The following is a 21,114-nucleotide window of genomic DNA, read 5'->3' on the forward strand; positions in this document are numbered from 1 at the left end:
ATAAATATAAACCCATGACAATGGGAAAACGAACTCAAGCCACAGCACTGGAAGTCCGGTTGCTGCGGGAAGGTATTATTGAATCTAGACATATAGTCCAAGCTGTTGTCTGCGACGAACGAGGACGGGTTCTAACCGTTGCCGGAAATTCTGAAACTGCTGCATTTATCCGTTCAGCCCTCAAACCATTTCAGGCACTAGCTGTCACCACAACAGGTACACTGGAACGCTATCAACTCAGCGATCGCGATTTAGCAATTATCACAAGTTCCCATAAAGGAAGAATAGATCAAGTCCGACAGGTATTTAACATCCTTTGGCGGGCGGATCTTGACCCAACTATACTCCAGTGTCCAATTCCTGAAGATAAGCACAGTCCTCTGGAATACAATTGCTCTGGAAAACATGCGGGAATGTTAGCCGTTTGTCAGCAACGTCATTGGCCCTTGAATAACTACTTGGATCGCAAACACCCAATACAGCAGTTAATTTTGGGCAAGGTAGCAGAGTTGCTGCGAATGCCAGCAGCAGAATTTATCAACGCTCATGACGACTGTGGCGCACCAACTTATCTGATGCAACTCGGTCACATGGCATCTTTATATGCACTGCTAGCCTCTAGTACCAACTTGGATATGGAGCGTATTGTCCGTGCTATGACTCATCACCCCGCTATGGTAGCAGGAGATGGAGAATTTGATACGGAACTGATGCGCTTAACTCCAGGAGAACTAGTTAGCAAAAGTGGTGCCGAAGGAGTACAGTGCATTGGTAGACTCGGTGAAGGTTTGGGATTGGCAATCAAAGTCATGGATGGGGCGAAACGGGCAAAATATGCTGTTGCTATTCACTTACTCCAGCAAATGGGGTGGATTAGTCCCAGCGCCGCCGAAAGCCTATCAGAAAAGTTTGTCACCTTGGGAAAATACAAGCGTTTAGAAGTAATTGGAGAATTATCATTTTTGTAGTTGCCAAACTCTTAACTATAAGTTATGCTATAAGAGTTAAGAGCGACGCGGGATAGAGCAGCCTGGTAGCTCGTCGGGCTCATAACCCGAAGGTCAGTGGTTCAAATCCACTTCCCGCCACCAAATAAAATGTAAAACAAAACCCTACAATCAGTAAAGATTGCAGGGTTTTGTTTTATTTTGATCTATTCTGGAAGAAATAGCCATCCAAAAAGCGCGGAGAATCATGGTTGTGAAGTTGCAGCGACCAATTTTAGTGGGAGGATTGGGACTTTCCTTTTCCCTGTGGATGTTGGACAGTTGGCACGATTCTATAGTACAGGTGGGCGAGTTCGGTTTGTTGAGTGCCTTGGCTGTCGGTGGTGGTTTGTGGTTGTTCCAGCAAAAGCGCCCCAAAGAAAGTTTAGAACAGCTAGATGGTATGCTCGTGGATCGGACAACAGTGGAAAGTGCGATCGCTAAAACTGAAACTGTAATTAACCAACTAGCACAAGAAGCAGAAAATCATCCAGCCTTAGAGACACTCAGAGAACAAGTTGCCCAATTGTTGCTGGAATTAGACAGGCAAAAAATTAAAGTAGCTGTGACTGGCGGGAAATCCGTGGGTAAAAGCACTTTAATTCGAGTGCTAGAGCAAAATCTAGAGACACAAAATTTCGTGTCTCTACAAGAGACACCACCTTTGTTTAGAGAAGCAGGTGAAAATTCAGATACAGCTATTTTGGCAGAAGTAGCAAAATCTGATTTTGTTCTATTTCTGACAAATGGTGATTTGACAGACTCAGAATTTCAAACCCTACAGCAGCTAAAGGCAGCAAATCAGCCTAATATGCTAGTTTTCAACAAACAAGACCAGTATTTAACCGATGAAAGCGCCTACATCTTTAGTCAATTGAAACAGCGGATGCAGGGAAATGTAGTTGCAACTGCGGCCTCTCCCATTGCCATTAAAGTCCGAAAGCATGAGGCTGATGGTTCTGTGCAAGAGTGGATGGAGCAACCAGCAGCAGATATCCAGCAGTTAATGCAGCAGTTGGGTGAAGTTTTGGCACAGCAAAGACAACGGCTAGTTTGGGTGACAACCATGAGGAAAGCCGGATTGTTGAAAGCTGAGGCAAAAAATTGGCTGAATGGAACCAGACGCGATCGCGCCATCCCAATTATTGAACAATATCAGTGGATAGCTGCTGCCGCTGCCTTTGCTAATCCAGTACCAGCCTTTGATATTCTGGCAACTGCGGCAATTAATGCTCAAATGGTAATGGATTTGGGTAATATCTATCAGCAGAAATTTTCCCTAGAACAGGCACAAACTGTAGCTGGAACAATGGGAAGTTTAATGCTGAAATTGGGTTTAGTTGAACTTTCGACAAAGGCTATTAGTACTGTTCTGAAAAGTAATGCTGTTACCTTTATTGCTGGTGGCGTAGTGCAGGGAGTAAGTGCAGCTTATCTGACTAGAGTAGCAGGATTAAGTCTAGTTGAGTATTTCCAACAGCAAGAAGTAGCGATAGATTCTGGAACTGGTTTAAATTTGAATAATTTGCGGCAAACTGTGCAAAAAGTATTTCAGCAAAATCAGCAGATTGGTTTTTTGCAGGGCTTTGTTAAGCAAGGTGTGAAGCGTTTGTTGCCAGAAGTGCAACAAGTTGAAGTAGTTGGTATTCAGAAGACAGTGGGATAATCTCATACAGAGGCGCAGAGTTTTTCTTTGCGCCTCTGTATAGCAAAGTGCTGATAGTAGAAAAGCAATTCAGCAATCTTCTATTAGAAATTGAGGATCAAACAATGACAGGTGAGTTTTAACAAAACAATATACCGAGCATGAACTGGGAAGAATTAAAGGGTGAATGAAAGAATAATCAGTAAAGACCAAGTTATTGAATATATTAAACAATTATCTAGCCTTTAATTTAGAATGCGCGATCGCCCTTGTATTTTATCGTTTTTTGCTAGTTAAAGTTTCCTAGATTTAGGTTGTGAAACCAGCGATTTTAACATTGTTTATGTCAAATAAATATTCTCACAATTCATGCCAGCATATTGTCATTTACGCGGAGATTCACTTTTTAGTTTTTACTTGTTAAGCAGAGGATAACACTTGCGTAATGCTGTAATTAAACCTAAAATTTACCCAAGCCTATTTTAGGCTTGGGTGTATTTAAGAATATCGTGAGAGTTGCGAGTTACCTAAAAATTGTGAATAAGGATAATTAACTAAACAGCACCACTGTTTCTATTAAACAGAATAGCTATAGTTTTGAAAATTAGCTTTAAATCGTACACTAAACTCCAATTTTTTTGATACTGCAAATCCAGACGAATTACATCTTCAAAACTACGGACTGTAGAACGTCCATTTACTTGCCATTCGCCAGTCATACCGGGTTTTACATCTAAACGTTGCCACTCTGGTACTTCATAGCGTTCTACTTCATCGGGTGTCGGTGGTCGAGTGCCTACTAAACTCATCTCTCCTTTGAAGACGTTCCAAAATTGGGGTAATTCATCAAGACTAGTTCGCCGTAAAAAGCGCCCTACCTTAGTAATTCTGGGGTCATTCTCATTCTTGAAAAAAGCACCTTGCACTTGGTTTTTAACTTGAGATTTCTTCGCTTCCGCATCCACACACATAGAGCGGAATTTCCAAATCTTAAACTGTTTCCCCATCCAACCACAACGAATTTGACTAAAGAAAATGGGACCGGGATCGTTAATTTGAATAGCGATCGCAATTGGAATAAACAAAATTCCTGTAATTAATAAACCAATCACTGACCCGACAATATCTAAGAACCGTTTCATCCAAGATGCCATAGAAGGGTGAGTAGTGGGTAACTGCTCTACTTTACGGGAAGTTGTCTTGCGATTATCTACTACGTCATCTTGTTCTATTAACGGTTTATCCTCTACAAGCTCTAAAGCAAAAACCTGATCCAACCCTGTGAGTTTTAGAACTGCCATGACTTGAGGTGTTACATTCCGCAGTGTTAATGTAATCCCCTGAGTTTGAGCGTATTTAAAATTACTTACCAGGGCACCTAAACCACTACTATCGATAAAAGTAGTTTTGTGAAAGTCAATGATGATTTGCTTGGGATGTGAATTGGGCTCAATTAAGCCTTGGCAGGTTTGCTTAAAGCCTAAAGCCTCCAGCACGCTCAACCGCGTCGGCACCTGCACTATAGCCATGTCGTTTAGGGAATTAACTGGAAAATCGGCCTCTGTCGGTTGGCTAGTCATGAAGCTCTGCACTTTCGTTGCCATGTATAATGTAATATGCCAAACATTACTTTGTCCTACAAAATTACTTAACCTAATATCGGAATGGTAATCAGGACTAACTACTATTTACCGGGGCTGAGATTGGAGATCGCTAGCGACGATTCACAATAGAACAAGAAGCCAAAAAACATCCTTGCTGTTGTGCCGACGCAGCGCGATCGCGTTGCTCTGATCAAATGATTGCTAAAAATACGGTTACACCTACCGCACGCCTGATTGAGGTCTTCTCTGCCATTCAAGGGGAAGGACTGAATGTAGGGACACGTCAGATATTTATTCGTTTTGCTTTGTGTGATTTGCGCTGTCACTTTTGTGATAGTGCCCACACTTGGAGTGCACCTACAATTTGTCGGATAGAGCGATCGCCTGGATTGCGCGACTTTGAAATCCACTCTAACCCCGTTCCATTACCCATATTAATCGAATGGGTGGAACAACAAAATCTACCTTGTCTACACGATAGCATTAGCTTAACTGGCGGCGAACCACTTCTTCATGCCTCATTTCTAACGCAGTTTCTACCCCAAGTCCGAGCCATAACTGGTCTACCTATATACTTAGAAACTGGTGGACATCGCCCAAAACAACTAGCAATGATTATCCCATACTTAGACTCTGTAGGTATGGATTTCAAATTGCCCAGTGTTAGCGGCGAAAGTCATTGGCAAGAACATAGTAAATTTCTCCAGTTATGTTATGACTCATATTTAAATGTTTTTGTCAAGATAATTGTGTCTCAAAACACAGATCCCGCCGAGTTGGAACGTTCAGCTTCGTTGGTGGCAGAGGTTAGTCCAGATATCTCAGTATTTTTACAACCTGTTACGCCTTTGGCAGTATCAGAACAATTTTCTCCAGTACCTGTACTTGCGCCTTCGAGCGATCAAGTTTTGACGTGGCAAGCTTTAATGAAGGGGTTTGTCAAGCACGTGCGCGTGATCCCCCAGACGCATAAAATGCTGAATCAGTTGTAAAATTTTAGTTTGATAAAGATGCAGTCAAGAAAAAAGTAAGATTTGATGAAATGGTAATTGGGTCGTTGCTGTTAATTAGGGAGGCAGCAGCCTCCTTAGTAGGCAGTCTAATGAGCCAAATCAAAAGACCACTAACCTGCATTTCTCGCCAGATATCTCAAAGTCTTATAAAACCTAGATTTATACGTTTCGCACTCTCGCAAAATTATTAGCCGCCAAAAAGCTCGAAACCGTCTTTGGGTAAAGATTACGAGATAAGCGATCGCAAAGCTTGTGAGAAAGGCGGGACTAAGAGGTTTTATTAGGTAAAATCTTGCCTCCCTGACTCAAAGAGAAACTTGAACTAAAGTTCAAGGCAGAGAGAGGTTCGTCAAACTCACGTTGATTTAAGTTTTTTGGGGGTGAGCAAATACCCACCCAACCTAATTTTTGGTTTCTATAGTGCGCCCTCATCTGGAGTTTTCGATTTAGCTTTTGCCTTATTGGCACTGCGTTTGAGGGCAGAGAGTCTTGCTTCGTATCTCGAACGTTGGCGCTTACTAGGAGTATTATCAATCAGGGTTTTCAAGGCGCTACCGAGACTCTTATAAGCATTGGGAAGGCTATAACCAAAACGAGTTGCTAAAGCGATCGCTTTCTCATCAGCATTGAGCAATTCTCTTAGTTGCTTTTCCCCATTATTCTTTTGGTACAGTCGCCAGCCTGACACGCCACAAAGCGACAAAGCTAACACCAGCAGCAATCCATCTTGTACCCACAATTCCCCGACAGCACCACCTAAACCGATGGCTAGTGCTGCCATTTCCCAACCATCTTTAGGAATTGTGTCATTTTGAACGCGAGCAACCTCATGCCAGAACAGCAGATTACGCTGATCCATTGCGAGGGCATCCCATTTCACCAAATCAATTTGAATTTCTACCTGGTCTTTACCAATTTCTTCGCAGCGAACCAGGGGTGGATTGACCTCAGTTGTGCCTTCAACCGTGACCCAGCTTTGCAGTTCTGGTGGTAGTAAGGCTTTCAACCGCCGGAGTTCGCTCATTTCCGCTTTGGCAGAGGAGGTTGCATAGGATGTCATAATATCCAGCCCCAGAAAATTTCAGTATATAGTGAGGGTATCACTTTGGAGTATAGCTATTTAAGTAACGATCCGTCTCACTCACTAGGAAAACTTCCTCGCTTTTTTCGCGCTTCCATTGCTTTTTCTAGTAAATCTAACAATCCTGGGGCTTCTTCTTGGATACTGAGTAATAGTCTTTCCCCAAGTTCTATATTCCCCGGATCGAGACCTGTTGCCATCACTTCTTGCAGGCGAGGGATTGCTATGCCATCCACAATCTGAACTAATCCACTCAGACAACGGTGAAATTGTCTTTCTGTAAGAATCGAGTCTTCTAAAGGAAACTCAATAATGGCACGAATTTCACCATCGGATGGGTCATACTCCCATTGCAACATTTTGGTTTCCCAGGAAATGGCAAGCATTGTCTGTAGGATAGCTGCCTTGTGAGGATGGTCTTGGATTCCTGTCAGAACTTGAGGGGCAAATACCCGGAAAAATTTTCCCTCTTCATCCAGCTGGACAACTATTAGGAAATCTTCTAAGTTATCAGCCTCCACACCTGTTATAATTCGGTCTTCATCATCATCAAAACGGTAGTCCCAACCAAGGTTGTCTAAATAGTTGGCAATCTGTTTGAGGTTAGCTCCCATAAAAGCCTCATAAGAAATGAATGATGGAGCAGCTGTTACCAGACCTAGTTTAACCTGCTAGTGGTAGTTGTTTAGTTTAGTGTGGTTACTTCTGGTAAATAGAGAATGACGAATGGAAGATGAAGAATGGGGCATGGAGCATTGGAGATAGGAAAAACACATTTTGATGCTGGGCTGTGAATAATATTTGATCGGGGTCTTTTGTTCTTTATTAAAGAAGCGTTAATTGCTTGTTAGCAACTCTTAATTAGTGAAGAATATAGAATTAGTATCACTTAAATGTTAGTTATTTTACTTGTATATTTAACATCTCGTCTTTGGCTGCTGTTAACTAGTGTTTTGCTATTTATACGAAGTTGGATTTGCCTGCGAACGCTGACCAAGCTATTTTAATGGATAGCGGTATCCTCGTCGAGTCAGCCTCCCCTAACACATTTTTTCGCAACCTCAAAGAAGAAAGAACGCGCAAATTTTTTATCGCAAATTTTCTAAAAAATCTTTGATTAATCTAAATTTTGTATCCTACAACTTCACACCAAGCGGCAGCAAAAAATCCATCTGGATGCTGACTCCATTCCCGCAAGGCACGGCTCATCGCTGTAATTGATTGGCTATCTGTCCATCCTTTTTCCACAGCTCGGTCGACTTCAGCAGAAGCTTCAATTCGCAGTGCTAGATATTCAGTGGCGGTACTCAGTGTCAGTGGTTCATAACACTCATAGGAAGCTGAAGTCTTAATATTAGTAAATCCAGCTTGCCGTAGTAAGGCGCGTAACTCTCTGCCTACATCAGGATTACCACCATTTTGTTGCTGGAGCCACTTGTAATAAGAAAATGCTTTTTGGAGTTCTGGCGTAGATGGTGCAATCAAAAACCCGCCCCAATCTGGACTACGAAGCCCAACAATACCCCCCGATTTCAAAACTCGCCACAGTTCCCGTAACGCCTGCGCCGGTTCTTGGAGATGTTCAAACAGTGCATGAGAGAAGATTGTATCAAAAGAATTATCTGCGAAGGGTAAAGCATAAATATTCCCCTGCAAAAACTCAGCATTACTGACACTTTGGGCGAAAGCACTCTCAGCAGCTATCTGGATTTGAGAAACTTCGCGATCAATACCCGTAAGTATACCAGGGAAAATTGCTTTTGCTAAACCCAAAGCGATCGCCCCAGGGCCGCAACCGCAATCTAGCAATTTCATCCCTGGACGTAAATAAGGCTTGAAAAACGCACCATGAGTATCTAAGCTGCGATTTGCCATGAAATTCGTCGCATTACTTGAATAGCCTGGAGTATACTTTTCTGGCATCGCTCTGACTTCCTGCAATATTTGTATGAGTATCATACGCAGGTAGTTTTCAGATGTCCAATATATATTAATAGAAAATTGAGACTTATAAAATATCAAAAAAATGGAATTGCGACATCTGCGCTACTTTATCGCTGTTGCTGAAGAACTGCACTTTAGTAAAGCCGCCGAACGATTGCACATTGCTCAACCGCCGTTAAGCCAGCAAATTCAGCAACTAGAGGCGCAATTGGGAGTAGAACTGTTTCACCGCAAAACCAAACGACAGGTGCAGTTATAGCAATGGACAGGGAGCTTAGGACAGCAATAAAATCACATAGTATCCTGTTGAAGGCGCGTTTCCCACGAACTGTCCTAACGGCTTTGGCGACTGCTATAACGGAAGCAGGGGAAGTATTTTTGCAAGAAGCTTATCAGCTTTTAGCTCAACTCCAAAAAGCAATTGAGCTAACTCAAAAAACCGGAAGAGGTGAAAAGGGACAATTACGCATTGGGTTTACCAGTTTGGTAACTTATAATTTGCTTCCTGTAATTTTGCGACAATTTCGAGAAGAGTTTCCCGAAGTTGAGTTGATTTTACAGGAATTAACTACAAATGAGCAAGAACGAGCGCTCCAGGAAGGCCGCATTCATGTAGGGTTTGCTCATCCACCATTGGAAGACAACACACTCAATCAAAAATGCATTGAGCAAGAAGCTTTAATTGTGGCTTTAGCAGAAACTCATTTCTTAGCTGAACAAGAAAAAATTTCAGTGCGATCGCTAGTAAACGAAAACTTTATCATGTTCCCTCGCCATTTGGGACCGGGACTGTACGACCAAATCGTAAATCTTTGTCAGCAAGGAAACTTCAGCCCAAAAGTAACTCAAGAAGCGATTCAGATGCAGACGATTATCGGATTGGTGTCAGCGGGAATGGGGATTGCGATCGCACCGTCTTCATTGCAAAATCTTCAGAGAACTGGTGTAGTTTATCGTACTTTAGAAGAGAAAACACCATTAGTAGAAACGGCTATAGTGTGGCGGGAAGAAGATATGACACCTGTGCTAAGGGAATTTCTACAAGTTGTCAGAAGTATCTACCGTTACAAGAGCGATCGCTTTTTATCAGATTTAGGGAGGGTTAACTAGCACTATAGTGATTTTATCTAAGTTATTGGGGGATGGTGCGATCGCAGTCCTCATCTCTTCACAACGATTCTCTGTCTATCTTGCTCAATTAGTTAACAATATCTACCATTAATCTACCTAAAGCTACAAAATTTGATGAATACTCTCTACAACCTGCTCAATAAAATTAACTGTATCACTAACCATTGATTCGTCGATATACCAGCGATTACCTATGTTGAGGGTAGGATCTATATCTGCTTCATGAGCAATTTTGTTTCTGCGATCCACAATTAAAGTAAGTTGTTGCTTAATATCTTTAGGAGGTTTACTCATTTTACTAGCAACCTCATCCCACAATTTTTTATCCGAAATTTGCCTAATTGCATCAGCTATTTTGTCAGGCTGCTGAAAGCTTTGATAACTTAGACGTTCTCGAATCTCGTCTTCTAACCATGAAGTATTATTTAATCTATTCAAAATACTATTTGATATAGCTGGAATTAAACTAGAAATAGTATGAAACTGCTGTAAAAAATTAGCTCCATAAATCTGCTGTATGTCACTCTCTATCCAAGAGGCGATATCTATGGCTATTCTTCTATCTTCACGAGCGCTTCCCAAGGAAACTTGAAAACGGGAAAAGGCTGATTGAGCAGTATTAGCTGAAGATACTGGTTCAGCACGTTGTCCTCGATAAATTTCCAGCATACCCAATGTGACAACCTCATGGATATAATAATCCAAGGCACTAACAGTCAGTACTAGGGCAGCTCGTAAAATGTCTGAAAGATCCAGAGCAGCAGTAGCTTGAGCCTTAACGGAAGTATGAAGAGCAATCAGATCCTGAACACGCTGGATACTAATGCGAAATTGGTCAAGCGCTGACTGCATAACTGGATGAGAGTGCAATAATTTTATCTGCTAAGTCAGAAAAAGTTGTTTTAAATTCCTCTTGCTTTCTTTGATTAGCTTCTAATATTACGCCTTTCTGGTTTAATTGTTCAGATGTTAGCGCATAAACAGGTGTACTGTGTCCCACTGATAGAGCAATTAAGTTGTTAGAATGAGGAATTTTTGTCAGGGTAAAACTATCATTCATACCCTGCTCAGTATAGACTAACTTTGGTAATAACAAATTATTTTGTTTTAGAACTGGTACTAATTTATGAGTAACTGTATTCTCTATTTTTTGTATCCATGTTTGAAATGCTGCTGTTTCTTTACCCCGAAGAATTCTATAGTTTTGAACTATAGTTCCTAAAAATTTCAAGGTAAATTCTGGAAATGGATAAACAGCTTCCTTCAATATAGAGTTTGCACTTGCCATCCTTGCCCAAGCACACCACTTTGATAAAATTATAGACAGAGAATCAATTGCCATCACAGAGATAAAATCAGCATTTGTAGGCACTAAGAAAAAGTCACTTGTCATTAGTAAGTTCTGATTGATTGCTCCTAAACTTGGACTCATATCAATCAGAATATAGTCAGCATTAAATTTATTAGCAGTTTTTTCCAAGAGATCAGAAATAGCACCTGGCAAGTTTTTGAGAGTCTGAATTGATCCACCGACTTCCTGCGCAATACCTAATGTTACTTCATATTCAGCAAAGCCTACATGACCAGGTAATAAAAATAAACCTTCTTGTCCTTCTATCGGAATACAATCAACAGCTTCTATAACACGTGGCTGTGACTCAAAAGCAGGAGCCAAGCCAGTTTTGATATTTGAGTGTGTGTTATAGATTTTTTCTATCCTTGCTTCGTCATCTTCAGTTTCTTCTTTTAGAGCTGTTCCTGTTAGATTACATTGAGGATCAGTATCTACAAGAATAACTCTCTTACCCTTTGAAGCAAGCATCCAACCTAAGTTAAAAGTTGTTGTAGTCTTACTGACACCACCTTTGTGATTGAACAAGGCAATCTTGTGAACCATCTTATTTTACTTTTGATACTTCTGAAATTTTTTGATTACAGATATTATTTTAGAACCTGTCTGACTTAAATATAGCTTCTAAAAAGCTTACAGAACAGTAAGTTAATCGTGTTTTGAAGCAACTAGAAAAAATAGAGGAAGAAGAATGAACGATCGCTACAGTATGGTAATTCAATGGTCAGATGAAGATAATTGCTACTTAGTACACTTGCCAGAATTCCCTTGGCAGCAATTCCACACTCATGGCAAGACTTATGAAGAAGCCGCTAAACATGGGCAAGAGGTGATTGAGTCTCTGATTGAATGGTATAAAGAGCAAGGAAAAGCTTTGCCAGAGCCAATTACTTTTCCTCAGAAACCGTTAAAAGTGGCTTAAATCTTTTTAAGATACCTTCCACAAGCAGGGTAATCGCACCTTACCCCAATCCCTCAATATCAGCACTTTCCCCTTCTGACTCTACAGGCTCAAACTTCACTTTGTTGTATAAATCTTGTAGATAAATTTCAAATGGTACGGTTACAAGTGCGATCGCTTCATCTTCTTCATCATATTCACGAAGCGTCCATTGCTTTTTCCCAGTTTTGGAAAATTGATCTACATGAATCCGAGTTTGGTCAATTAATAAATATTCTTGAAAGGTAGAAATAGTTCGATAAGCCTGAAATTTATCTTCGCGATCATAGTTTTTAGTAGATTTAGACAAAACCTCAACAATAACTTGGGGATTTGTAATAATATCTGTACGATTGTTGAAAAATTCTGGTTTACCGACTATTACTGTCACATCTGGATACGTATAGATACGCTTTTCGTGTATCCACAGACGCATATCGCTATTAAACACTTCGTATTCTTGTTGTCTGAACACGAAGTTTAACACAGCATAGAAATTACCAGCTATACGATTGTGATTTATTGTCCCACCCGCCATAGGAATTATTTGCCCATCAATGTATTCACTTTTGTAGTCAGCAACTTCTTCTAGCTCTAAATATTCCTCTGGGGTATAGTATCGCTGTTGTGTTATTTGCATAGTTTTATCGGGTAACAATGTTTAACGATATGGATAATTTAGGCACTAAAGAGATTTCACCCATGTTTACCGAATAGTTTAACGTGGTTGTATAGAGATATTATGTGCTTTCTACAAAGTGTGCGTAGGCGCAGCCCGCCGTAGGCATCGCTATCTAAAACAAAGTCTGTTAACTCTTTTTCCTATTGATAACCGGCGGCTTGTAACAGAAACAACTTGGCATAACGTCCTCCTAGCTTTAACAAATCTTCGTGAGTTCCTTGTTCTATAACTTCGCCGTTTTCTATAACTAGAATTTTGTTAGCCATTCGTACTGTCGAGAAGCGATGAGAAATCAAAAGTACCATCTGATTTTGAGTAATAGCGCGAAAATGATTGAAAATCTCAAACTCAGCTTGGGCATCTATTGCTGATGTTGGTTCATCTAACACCAAGATATCTGCTTGCGATCGCATAAAAGCACGAGACAAAGCAATTTTCTGCCACTGTCCTCCAGAAAGTTCTTGTCCTCCCTTAAACCAACGACCAAGTTGAGTCTGAAAGCTTTGAGGTAATTGGTCAATAAAAGATTGGGCCATGCCTTTTTGGGCAGCAGTTTGCCACTGTGTTTTATTTTCGAGATGTTCTACATCGCCCACGCCAATATTCTCTCCCACAGTGAACTGGTAGCGGACAAAGTTCTGAAAAATCACACCAATGCGACGCCGCAACACATCCACATCCCATTCTTGCAAGTCCAAGCCATCTAAGAAAATTCGCCCAGAGTCAGGGGTGTAGAGTCGGGTAAGTAGTTTGATTAAGGTAGTCTTACCGGAACCGTTTTCACCCACAATTGCCAGTTTCTCTCTGGGTTTTAGATGTAGCGAAATGTTTCTCAATGCTGGCTTGGAACTTCCCGGATAAGTAAATGAGACATTCTCAAAACGGATACCATCTTGGGGATTTAAACCAATGGTTGCCTTACCCCAAGATTTTGGTACTTCTTCTTCCAGAAAATCATAAAGATTTGATAAATATAGATTGTCCTCATACATCCCTCCAATAGAAGTGAGGGCATTGGAGAAAGTAGATTGTCCTTGGCGAAACACAGTAAGATACATTGTCATATCTCCCAAAGAAATCTTACCTAGCACTGTTTCCAGCACAATCCAAGCATAAGCTAGGTAAAAAGACCCAGTACTGACTAAACTCAGAAGATATCCCCAAAGTCCTCGCCGCAGAGTCAAATCGCGGTCTTCGCCATAGAGTTGCTCAAACAGGTTGCGGTAACGTTCTAGCAGCATCTCTCCCAGCTGGTAGAGTTTGACTTCTGTGACAAAATCTTCTCTTGCTAGTAGATTTTCTAAGTAGTTTTGTTCACGAGTTTCTGGCGCACGCCAACTAAATAAGCGAAAGGCTTCTCCAGCAAACTTTGTTTCCGCAATAAATACAGGCATAGCTGCCAAAATCAGTACCACCACTGCCCAAATTGAGAAATGTACTAGCAAAATGCCGTAGGTGATTAGGGAAAGGGCATTTTGCACCAATCCAAAGGTGCGGTTTACTAGGGAAAGAGGACGGACTGATGCTTCTCGTCGGGCATTGGTCAATTTGTCATAAAATTCTGAGTCTTCAAACTGCCTAAGATCCAGTGTCAGCGCCTTTTCTAAGATGAGTACATTTACTCGCTGACCCATTAGCGCCCGCAATAACGACTGACAAATGATAATTCCCCGTTGACCGCCTGCTAGTAAAATTACAGCGATCGCTTCTAATCCTACATAAAATAGCGAGGGATAAATATTGACAAAACCATTGTTTTGTGATTTAACTTGAGATGCAAATACTACTGCATCAACAATTAACTTACTAATGTAGGATATCGCCGCTGGTAAAAGACCAGCCACTAAAGTTAAACTTGCCAGAAGAATAGTAAGCGATCGGCTAGTAGTCCATACTAAGCCTACAGCTCGTCCACTGTAACGGAAAACCGTCAGTGATTGGCGTAGTATATTTCTTTTTTTTTAATTTTCATCTTTACTTTGTGCGAGATACCCCAGCTTGGGCGGATCTTCCTGACTTTTTTAATCTTTATATAATTTTAACAACAAAGAATTCAGAACTCAGGAGTTGGAATGACGAGTGTGCGACTGGGTGGTGAATCCCATGCTGAGGTTAACGGATATTCTGACTCCTGTTTATATTTTCATCCCCACAATCTCCTACCTGCTTTGCCACTTAATTTTTGGTGAGTATCTTTTAACAAAGCTGGAATATCTAACTTTTCTGGACACCGAGGCAAACAGTCACCGCATTGCGTACATCGGTTGCCTTTCATTCCAGGGAACCAGTGACCGGCATTTTCAAATATTGCGTAACGATATTGGCCATAGTCTTTCATGTCGTATGCCACTGCGAGATTACGTAACCGCAATATCTCTGGAATATTGATATTTTCTGGACAGGGCAAACAAGCATAACACTGGCTACAATTATCAGTTTTCAAAGCAAGTTTTTGGTGATTTTCTAACTGCTGGAAAGCGGAAATTTCTGCTAATGTTAACTCTCCATCATGGTCAGCAATTTGCAAAGGTTCTATTAATTCACCTGGGTTAGCTGGCCCTATACTCAAGGTAGTAATACGGCGATTGGCAAGTAAAAATCGATAATTTAATTCTAAGGGTGAATACGGATAACACAGGTCTTTTAGAGTTTGCGGTGGCGTGTAGAGGCGTCCTCCCTTGTCAGCAGGGGAAATAATGAAAATACCCATATCCTTTTCGGCAGCTAGTTGAATCGCTGGTGCGTGTCGTTGAAAAAAATAGTAATAATGCAGATTGACAAATTCAAATAAATCTGTGTTGATTGTTGCCTGAATTACCTCTAATGGCCCGTGGGTGGAAAAACCAACGTGTCGCACTCGGCCATCAGTAACAGCTTCCTCCACTGCTTGCATACAGCCATTTTTAGCTTGCACCCACTCCAAATGTTGCCAAGTGTTCAAACCATGAACCCCTAAGCAATCTAAATAATCTAGTTGTAATCGTTCTAGGGATTCGTCGATGCACCGACGCATGGTGTCAGCATCTGCTGTGGCTGAGATTTTGGTAGTGACATAAAGCCTAGTTCGGGGTACTGACAACCCAGCTTTTAACGCCCTACCAAGATACTCTTCGCTTTTGCCGTAACCTCTGGCGGTTTCTAGATGATTAATTCCTAACGCTAAGGCTTGTTCGATGGTCTGGTGAGCATTTTCAAAATCAGCTAGGTAGCGCATTGTTCCCAAGGAAAAAACCGAGAGGCGCAGATTCGTTTTTCCAAAGCGTCGGTATTGCATTTTTAATAAAGAGTTAGGAGTTAGGAATTATAAGTTAGGAGTTGAAAGAAGTAAATCATAACTCTTAACTCCTAACTTTTTTTTGCTTACAAGTTAGGAGTTGAAGCAAAAAATAACTCATAACTCATAACTTTAATTTAGCTGTCGCCATTACCAAAGCGCTTGATCAAATCTTCAGGACGGAGATTGGAAATAAATTCACGAAAGGCTTGCTGTTCGGCTTCATCTGCATCGCGATCAACAGGGATAGAAGCATCAGCAATCACTTCTTCCATTACCCAAATGGGAGTATTTGTACGGAGGGCAATAGCGATCGCATCGCTAGGACGCGCGTCAATTTCTTTTTTGACTTCGCCTTGCTGGACAATTAAAGCTGCATAAAATGTATCTTTTTGCAGGGAATGAATAATCACCTTTTCTAGAGTCATGTTCCAAGTCTCTAGAAGATTCACAATCAGGTCGTGAGTTAAGGGTCTAGGAGGCTTCTGATTCTCCAGTGCGCCCATAATTGCCCTAGCCTGTTCCTGACCAATGTAAATTGGCAAAGCCCGCCGATCTGAAGAATCTTTCAAAAGGACAATCGGGCTGCGAGTTATGGCATCTAATGCTATGCCAGCGACTTTCATTTCAATCATTGCCTAAGCCTCTACCATGCTTTGAGAGCCTTTGATGCCGTGTATTAAATAGCACCAATTTTTAGGCGGTTTGGTTACAGTAATAAACATAAGCATTCGTTCTCTATAATTGCTTCTATTAAACTCCGAACTTGTGGTGAAAACCAGAGTAAGTCAAATTGGTCTTCTTAGACAATAACCTTCTTACCCAAGTATGCCCTGTGAAGGATGCTAATGTGTTAATATTCCTATGCGAAAAAAGTCAGAAAATATACTTGGATGTTCGAGATTTATGTGACAATTACCAATTGATTCCAGGCAAAATTAGGCAATAAATAGAGTTAGTTTGACAAAAAAGCCGTGTTTACAGGATTAATCCAAGCATTAGGAACGATGCAACCCTTAGGGGGCGATTCTTGGCAAATTACTTGTGTAAGCCAGTCGGGTGAAGTAATTATGCAAGATTTAGCTTATGGTGACAGTGTTGCTGTAGATGGTGTTTGCCTGACAGTGGAACAAGTCTTAAAAGACGGGTTTATTGTCACTGCTTCACCGGAAACTCTACGCCGCACCACTCTCTTAGGTGAGGAAACGCAACAGAGATATGTCAATTTAGAAGCGTCGCTAAAGGTAGGCAGCAAAGTTGGCGGTCATTTTGTGATGGGTCATGTAGACGGCATCGGTCGATTGCTAGTGGTCGAACAAACGGCTAGTTCTTGGGAAATGACCTTTATTGCATCCGAAGCGATCGCACGGTACATTGTCCCCAAAGGTAGCATTGCCGTCAATGGCATTAGCCTTACAGTCGCCGCTTATGAGCCAGAACTCTCTCAATTCAAAGTGGCGATAATTCCCGTCACATACAGCGAGACAAATCTTCGCTATTTGGTTTCTGGCAGTTTGGTGAATCTAGAAGGGGATATTCTCGGCAAATACGTCGAAAAATTCCTTTACTCTGGCAACCCACACGCTACACCCTCTGATGAAAATAGTATAGATGGCATTACACCCGCATTCTTAGCAGAACACGGGTATTTGTAATTGGGCATGGGGCATTGGGCATGGAGAAGAGACAAGGTAGACAAGGAAGAGGGGGGAGATAAGGGAGAGACTTGTTCAATAATTTCCCCTTTTACCCCTTGTCCCCCTCGCCTCCCATGCTCCCCTGCTCTCAGCTTCTTCTAGCTGCCTGGTTGCTGGCTTACCTGGGCGGTTTGCAAGCCTCGCACTAACTGACTCAAGGCGCTTTGTAATTCCACGCCTGGGTCAGTAGCAACCCACCCATTTGTTGTCAGGTGACGAACTTCAAAGTGCAAGTGAGGGCCTGTGGAATTCCCGGTGCTGCCAACTAGCCCGATGACAGTTCCAGGCTGTACCCATTGACCAGGTTGAACAAGGATTTCTGACATGTGACCGTAGAGAGTTTGTTCAGCAGATTTGTGATTTAGGATAACGGTTAAACCATAACCACCGACCCAGTTAGCAGTTTCCACTTGACCCGCAGCAGCTGCCAAAACTGGTGTTCCTGTAGGCGCACCCAAGTCTGTACCAGCATGGAAGCGTTGAGTACCTGTGATTGGATGAATTCGCCAACCAAACAAAGAAGTAATGGGAGCGGGAATAGATAGTGGATACATCATTCCCGTACCACTATAGGCCACTCTCCCCATGTAGGGGATTTGTGGCAATACTGATGCCAGTGAGAAGTCATAAGCTACATTGCTGGGGCGGGGTGTAATGTTGCCATCTGCCATTGGTGGCGGTAAAGTTCCACCACTCGGTGCAATGGGAGCTACACTAACTCTTGTGGGACTAAACTCGCTGGGAGTCGGGATAAACCGATTCGGGCGAAGTGCGCTCTTGGTGACACCGTTAGAACCACTTTGAGGAGCACGCCATCTACTGGTGTTGCCAGTAGCGGCAATCTGTCGCACGGGTGGAACTACTGGTAATTGGGCATTTTCACTTCTTCTAAGCCAATTAGGTGCTGGTTTACCATTAGAATTAGCTACACTTTTTTGAGGTACTTTGGCGCAAACGCCGCCTAACACACTTTGCCCTGATGGCAAAATGGCTCGACAACCACTAGAGCGTTCTGTAACAATTACAGAGTTTGGTGCTTGATAAGTACCTGTTGCACCACTGTCATAACTATTAGGATCGATATAGGCGTTATTATAATCCTTGATTTTCTCCGCCGTTGCACTGACAGGGCTGTTGGAGTTATTTGATGGTTGAGCAACTATTGGAAGTTTTTCAGGTAAAGAACGGACAGGGGTATTGGGTTTTTCCTGTCTCACCTTTATAGGAGTAACCTGTGAGGTTTCTACTTTAGGCTTTGACTGTCTGGTAATCACAACAGGTTGGGCAGCTTCGATTTTGGGTGTAGACTGCCTAACTGGCTCTTTTGATTGAGCAACCTCTGGCTTGCCTAGTCTCTGTCTGAGTCTGGCTCGCCGTTGGGAAAATTCCGGTTGCGCTTGAGGGGCTTCCGGCGCAACAGCCTGTTTTTTAACACTGAGCGTTCGCGTAGCGTCTCGGAGAGAAGCCGAAGTGTTAACTGGATTTGTAACGGCTGTTGGCTGAGAACTTTCAACAGTGGGAACGATGTTGTCTATTTGTGCTTCCGTTTGGGCAAACACGAAGCCACCGCTAAGGAGGCTAACGCTACTCAGCCAACAAAGGCTTTGAGCTGGTAGCGTTGAAGCAAAACGTTTTTTTGTTAGACCTTGCTGCCATAAGTAATGCAAACGATGATCGGCAGAATTATTGCGCTGCGTCATTTGTTCTCTCAGTTGTGTGTAATTAGCCTAAAGAGATGATGCTAGTACAGTTCGGCGTAAATAAACCACCCCTTCGGGTTCAGCAGTTCCTCATGGGGGAAACCCCCAAGACCGGACTGCCTCACCATTCAAAATCAATGAAACGCTTGCGCTGTATGAATTTTGAATTTTGAATTTTGAATTTTGAATTCCGCTTTGCGGTACTAGTGGTTTGTCTTGCCCCAAGAGCGAAATTTTGAACAAACCTCAAATTTAAACGGAAGATTTCTGGTACCCCAAACTGATTGTACCGGGTTCAATATAAATTTCCGGTGTAATTAATTCCTTTGTATCATGTGTTTCTAAATCAACTCGTAAATTTCCTTGAAGAGTCACTCCAACTACTGTACCTGAAAGATTATTGATGTACACCTGATCGCCCATGTTTGTAAACAATTCTAAATAGCGAGACAAGAGTATATTTACTCCTTCTTGTTCAAGGCACTCCATACCGGATTCTATTCCTAGCAAGACTCTAGAGGTTAACATTTCCAGACAAGAAATTGGTCTAATATCTTGGGAAGCTTGCCACGATTCCAGATTGATTCCAGTTTCTGGTACTGGGTTTGTCCAGTTAATACCAACACCAATTACTGCTTGGGTGATTTGTCCTTTGTTTACTTTGGTTTGTGTCAAAATGCCGCCTAGTTTGCGACCATTTAAAACTAAATCATTGGGCCATTTTATCCCAACATCTATACCGTATTGGCGCAATTGTGACGCAATTCCCCAAGCAGTGGCAAAAGTTAACTGATAGCTGTCAGTAGCCTCTATTTTATGGTCAAAAGAAATCGCCACGGAAACATATAATCCCCCAGCCGGAGAAATCCACTGGCGGCCCCATTGTCCCCGTCCAGCAGATTGCTGAGTTGCGATTACTACTGTTCCTGAAATAGCCCCTTGGTTGAGTAAGTTCCAGAGGGTTTGGTTGGTTGAGGAGACGCTTTCAAAAAAGTGAAGGGAAAATGGTAAATATATATACTTACGCCCTGTTTGCAAGGCTGTTTCCAAGTTTTGCAGATTAAATCCCACAGCAGTTAACCCAAATTCCGTTGTTCAAGCTAGCATTGATTGGCTGATAAGTGATTTCTGTTTAGGCTTGGTTAAAGATGCACACTTGGCACTGGCACAATTGGGAAGGACTGCCCTATCTAACTTGTAGTATTCTGGAACGTTGGCATCACGGCTTCTTTACCCAGCAGTTTTGGCCGCGATCGCCACAAGTTATCACAGAAGTATTGCAACCAGAGGCATCAGTCTATCGCTTAAAGCAGGTTCATGGCAATACTGTTCTCACCCCCCAAGAAGTTGAAGGCTTCTTAAGCTCTGTTGAGGAGGATTTCGCATCGGCAGATGGTTTAATTAGCGAACAGCCTCTACAAGCGGTTTGGGTAGCTAGCGCAGATTGTACACCCGTGCTAATTGGGGATGTGCAAACTGGACGGGTGGCAGCATTACACGCAGGCTGGCGGGGGACTGCTAAAAAGATTGTGCCCTTGGCCATCACTCGATTACAATCTCAAGGCAGCAAACTTGATGATTTGAGAATTGCGATGGGCCCAGCGATCGCTGGTGAAGTTTACCAAGTCTCTATCGAAGTGGCTGCCGAAATTGGGGCTAGTATTATATTACATAATGACGAAGAAAAAATTGTAACGGCATTGCATGAACTACCAAATTCACCTTTGCGAGAAGATCCTAATCCTGGTAAGGTACGGCTGGATGTGCGGCGAGTGAATAGCTTACAACTGGAAAATATGGGAATTAGTGCAGAACAAATTGCGATCGCACCTTATTGTACTTTCCAAACTCCAGAGCATTTCTTTTCTTATCGTCGGGAAAAAGAGAAAAAAGTTCAATGGTCAGGAATTGTTAGCGGTAAAAGGTAAAACTGGTTTGAAAGTTTAGCATCAATATAACCAAATAATTATTAATTCGTAATTATTTGGTTATAGAGCAAGCACCGAAGTTTGTGATTCAGTGGTCAACAATCAATAGAGTGTACACAAGTACTGATTGCAACTACG

The 21,114-nt window shown here is 42.1% G+C and carries 18 protein-coding genes, 1 tRNA gene and 1 pseudogene; 8 read left to right on the top strand and 12 right to left on the bottom strand.

All coding sequences use genetic code 11. The features are described 5' to 3' along the window. The first annotated feature begins 14 nt into the window (after nucleotides 1–14). From V7K56_RS14985 to V7K56_RS14995, 3 genes are all read left to right on the top strand, one after another. The gene (locus tag V7K56_RS14985) at nucleotides 15–968 is read left to right on the top strand and encodes an asparaginase (RefSeq protein ID WP_334911680.1); all 954 of its coding nucleotides are present in this window, start codon (nucleotides 15–17) and stop codon (nucleotides 966–968) included. A 46-nt stretch (nucleotides 969–1,014) separates the two neighbouring features. Then, nucleotides 1,015–1,091, top strand: a tRNA-Met gene (locus V7K56_RS14990). 103 nt (nucleotides 1,092–1,194) lie between these two features. Continuing rightward, nucleotides 1,195–2,652, top strand: a complete 1,458-nt coding sequence (locus V7K56_RS14995) for a YcjF family protein (protein WP_334911681.1) — start codon at nucleotides 1,195–1,197, stop codon at nucleotides 2,650–2,652. A 533-nt stretch (nucleotides 2,653–3,185) separates the two neighbouring features. On the opposite strand, the gene V7K56_RS15000 is transcribed toward V7K56_RS14995, so the two are convergent. Then, complete coding sequence (locus V7K56_RS15000; protein ID WP_334911682.1) at nucleotides 3,186–4,235, bottom strand: sugar transferase; 1,050 nt, start codon at nucleotides 4,233–4,235, stop codon at nucleotides 3,186–3,188. A 194-nt stretch (nucleotides 4,236–4,429) separates the two neighbouring features. Here V7K56_RS15000 and V7K56_RS15005 point away from each other — a divergent pair, with 194 nt between their 5' ends. Beyond that, nucleotides 4,430–5,227: a 7-carboxy-7-deazaguanine synthase QueE gene (locus V7K56_RS15005; protein WP_334911683.1), complete on the top strand. Its 798-nt coding sequence runs from the start codon at nucleotides 4,430–4,432 to the stop codon at nucleotides 5,225–5,227. A gap of 436 nt (nucleotides 5,228–5,663) precedes the next feature. On the opposite strand, the gene V7K56_RS15010 is transcribed toward V7K56_RS15005, so the two are convergent. From V7K56_RS15010 to V7K56_RS15020, 3 genes are all read right to left on the bottom strand, one after another. Further along, nucleotides 5,664–6,308, bottom strand: coding sequence for a DUF3318 domain-containing protein (locus V7K56_RS15010; RefSeq protein WP_292749575.1), 645 nt, complete (start codon nucleotides 6,306–6,308; stop codon nucleotides 5,664–5,666). Between the two features lie 77 nt (nucleotides 6,309–6,385). After that, entirely contained in the window at nucleotides 6,386–6,943 is a 558-nt protein-coding gene (locus tag V7K56_RS15015) for a hypothetical protein (RefSeq protein WP_334911684.1), read from the bottom strand. 508 nt (nucleotides 6,944–7,451) lie between these two features. After that, entirely contained in the window at nucleotides 7,452–8,252 is an 801-nt protein-coding gene (locus V7K56_RS15020) for a methyltransferase domain-containing protein (protein ID WP_334911685.1), read from the bottom strand. A gap of 103 nt (nucleotides 8,253–8,355) precedes the next feature. On the opposite strand from V7K56_RS15020, the pseudogene V7K56_RS15025 reads away from it, so the two are divergent. Then, nucleotides 8,356–9,383 (top strand): annotated as a pseudogene (locus V7K56_RS15025) (LysR family transcriptional regulator). 123 nt (nucleotides 9,384–9,506) lie between these two features. Here the strand turns inward: V7K56_RS15025 and V7K56_RS15030 are convergent. Continuing rightward, nucleotides 9,507–10,256 carry a HEPN domain-containing protein gene (locus V7K56_RS15030; protein WP_334911686.1) on the bottom strand — a complete coding sequence of 250 codons (750 nt, stop codon included), beginning with the start codon at nucleotides 10,254–10,256 and terminating at the stop codon, nucleotides 9,507–9,509. Continuing rightward, on the bottom strand, nucleotides 10,240–11,301 hold the full coding sequence (locus tag V7K56_RS15035) for a ParA family protein (RefSeq protein WP_334911687.1): 1,062 nt from the start codon (nucleotides 11,299–11,301) through the stop codon (nucleotides 10,240–10,242). Before V7K56_RS15035 ends, V7K56_RS15030 begins: the two co-directional genes overlap by 17 nt. A gap of 145 nt (nucleotides 11,302–11,446) precedes the next feature. Between V7K56_RS15035 and V7K56_RS15040 the strand changes: the two genes are divergently transcribed. Then, a complete protein-coding gene (locus tag V7K56_RS15040; RefSeq protein WP_334911688.1) occupies nucleotides 11,447–11,677 on the top strand; it encodes a type II toxin-antitoxin system HicB family antitoxin in 231 nt (76 codons plus the stop codon). A 40-nt stretch (nucleotides 11,678–11,717) separates the two neighbouring features. On the opposite strand, the gene V7K56_RS15045 is transcribed toward V7K56_RS15040, so the two are convergent. The 4 genes from V7K56_RS15045 to V7K56_RS15060 all read right to left on the bottom strand — a co-directional run bounded on the left by V7K56_RS15045 (nucleotide 11,718) and on the right by V7K56_RS15060 (nucleotide 16,286). Then, entirely contained in the window at nucleotides 11,718–12,335 is a 618-nt protein-coding gene (locus V7K56_RS15045; protein ID WP_334911689.1) for a Uma2 family endonuclease, read from the bottom strand. A 182-nt stretch (nucleotides 12,336–12,517) separates the two neighbouring features. Further along, nucleotides 12,518–14,326, bottom strand: coding sequence for an ABC transporter ATP-binding protein (locus V7K56_RS15050; protein WP_334911745.1), 1,809 nt, complete (start codon nucleotides 14,324–14,326; stop codon nucleotides 12,518–12,520). Between the two features lie 194 nt (nucleotides 14,327–14,520). Next, nucleotides 14,521–15,651, bottom strand: a complete 1,131-nt coding sequence (locus V7K56_RS15055) for an aldo/keto reductase (protein ID WP_334911690.1) — start codon at nucleotides 15,649–15,651, stop codon at nucleotides 14,521–14,523. Between the two features lie 137 nt (nucleotides 15,652–15,788). Then, on the bottom strand, nucleotides 15,789–16,286 hold the full coding sequence (locus V7K56_RS15060; RefSeq protein ID WP_012406891.1) for a bifunctional nuclease family protein: 498 nt from the start codon (nucleotides 16,284–16,286) through the stop codon (nucleotides 15,789–15,791). 339 nt (nucleotides 16,287–16,625) lie between these two features. Between V7K56_RS15060 and V7K56_RS15065 the strand changes: the two genes are divergently transcribed. Then, complete coding sequence (locus V7K56_RS15065; RefSeq protein ID WP_334911691.1) at nucleotides 16,626–17,306, top strand: riboflavin synthase; 681 nt, start codon at nucleotides 16,626–16,628, stop codon at nucleotides 17,304–17,306. Between the two features lie 140 nt (nucleotides 17,307–17,446). On the opposite strand, the gene V7K56_RS15070 is transcribed toward V7K56_RS15065, so the two are convergent. Further along, a complete protein-coding gene (locus V7K56_RS15070; protein WP_334911692.1) occupies nucleotides 17,447–19,048 on the bottom strand; it encodes a M23 family metallopeptidase in 1,602 nt (533 codons plus the stop codon). 252 nt (nucleotides 19,049–19,300) lie between these two features. Then, complete coding sequence (locus tag V7K56_RS15075) at nucleotides 19,301–20,119, bottom strand: biotin--[acetyl-CoA-carboxylase] ligase (protein ID WP_334911693.1); 819 nt, start codon at nucleotides 20,117–20,119, stop codon at nucleotides 19,301–19,303. Between the two features lie 77 nt (nucleotides 20,120–20,196). Between V7K56_RS15075 and pgeF the strand changes: the two genes are divergently transcribed. Next, nucleotides 20,197–20,976 carry a peptidoglycan editing factor PgeF gene (gene pgeF / locus V7K56_RS15080; protein WP_334911694.1) on the top strand — a complete coding sequence of 260 codons (780 nt, stop codon included), beginning with the start codon at nucleotides 20,197–20,199 and terminating at the stop codon, nucleotides 20,974–20,976. Nucleotides 20,977–21,114 lie beyond the last annotated feature (138 nt).

It is taken from the genome of Nostoc sp. (assembly GCF_036917535.1).
In the GTDB taxonomy this organism is placed as follows: Bacteria; Cyanobacteriota; Cyanobacteriia; order Cyanobacteriales; family Nostocaceae; genus Nostoc.

Excerpts from the sequence above, each read along its gene's own strand:
- V7K56_RS14985 (WP_334911680.1), top strand. The coding sequence starts at position 15 with ATGACAATGGGAAAACGAACTCAAGCCACAGCACTGGAAGTCCGGTTG.
- V7K56_RS14995 (WP_334911681.1), top strand. The coding sequence starts at position 1,195 with ATGGTTGTGAAGTTGCAGCGACCAATTTTAGTGGGAGGATTGGGACTT.
- V7K56_RS15000 (WP_334911682.1), bottom strand. The coding sequence starts at position 4,235 with ATGGCAACGAAAGTGCAGAGCTTCATGACTAGCCAACCGACAGAGGCC.
- V7K56_RS15005 (WP_334911683.1), top strand. The coding sequence starts at position 4,430 with ATGATTGCTAAAAATACGGTTACACCTACCGCACGCCTGATTGAGGTC.
- V7K56_RS15010 (WP_292749575.1), bottom strand. The coding sequence starts at position 6,308 with ATGACATCCTATGCAACCTCCTCTGCCAAAGCGGAAATGAGCGAACTC.
- V7K56_RS15015 (WP_334911684.1), bottom strand. The coding sequence starts at position 6,943 with ATGGGAGCTAACCTCAAACAGATTGCCAACTATTTAGACAACCTTGGT.
- V7K56_RS15020 (WP_334911685.1), bottom strand. The coding sequence starts at position 8,252 with ATGCCAGAAAAGTATACTCCAGGCTATTCAAGTAATGCGACGAATTTC.
- V7K56_RS15030 (WP_334911686.1), bottom strand. The coding sequence starts at position 10,256 with ATGCAGTCAGCGCTTGACCAATTTCGCATTAGTATCCAGCGTGTTCAG.
- V7K56_RS15035 (WP_334911687.1), bottom strand. The coding sequence starts at position 11,301 with ATGGTTCACAAGATTGCCTTGTTCAATCACAAAGGTGGTGTCAGTAAG.
- V7K56_RS15040 (WP_334911688.1), top strand. The coding sequence starts at position 11,447 with ATGAACGATCGCTACAGTATGGTAATTCAATGGTCAGATGAAGATAAT.
- V7K56_RS15045 (WP_334911689.1), bottom strand. The coding sequence starts at position 12,335 with ATGCAAATAACACAACAGCGATACTATACCCCAGAGGAATATTTAGAG.
- V7K56_RS15055 (WP_334911690.1), bottom strand. The coding sequence starts at position 15,651 with ATGCAATACCGACGCTTTGGAAAAACGAATCTGCGCCTCTCGGTTTTT.
- V7K56_RS15060 (WP_012406891.1), bottom strand. The coding sequence starts at position 16,286 with ATGATTGAAATGAAAGTCGCTGGCATAGCATTAGATGCCATAACTCGC.
- V7K56_RS15070 (WP_334911692.1), bottom strand. The coding sequence starts at position 19,048 with ATGACGCAGCGCAATAATTCTGCCGATCATCGTTTGCATTACTTATGG.
- pgeF (WP_334911694.1), top strand. The coding sequence starts at position 20,197 with ATGCACACTTGGCACTGGCACAATTGGGAAGGACTGCCCTATCTAACT.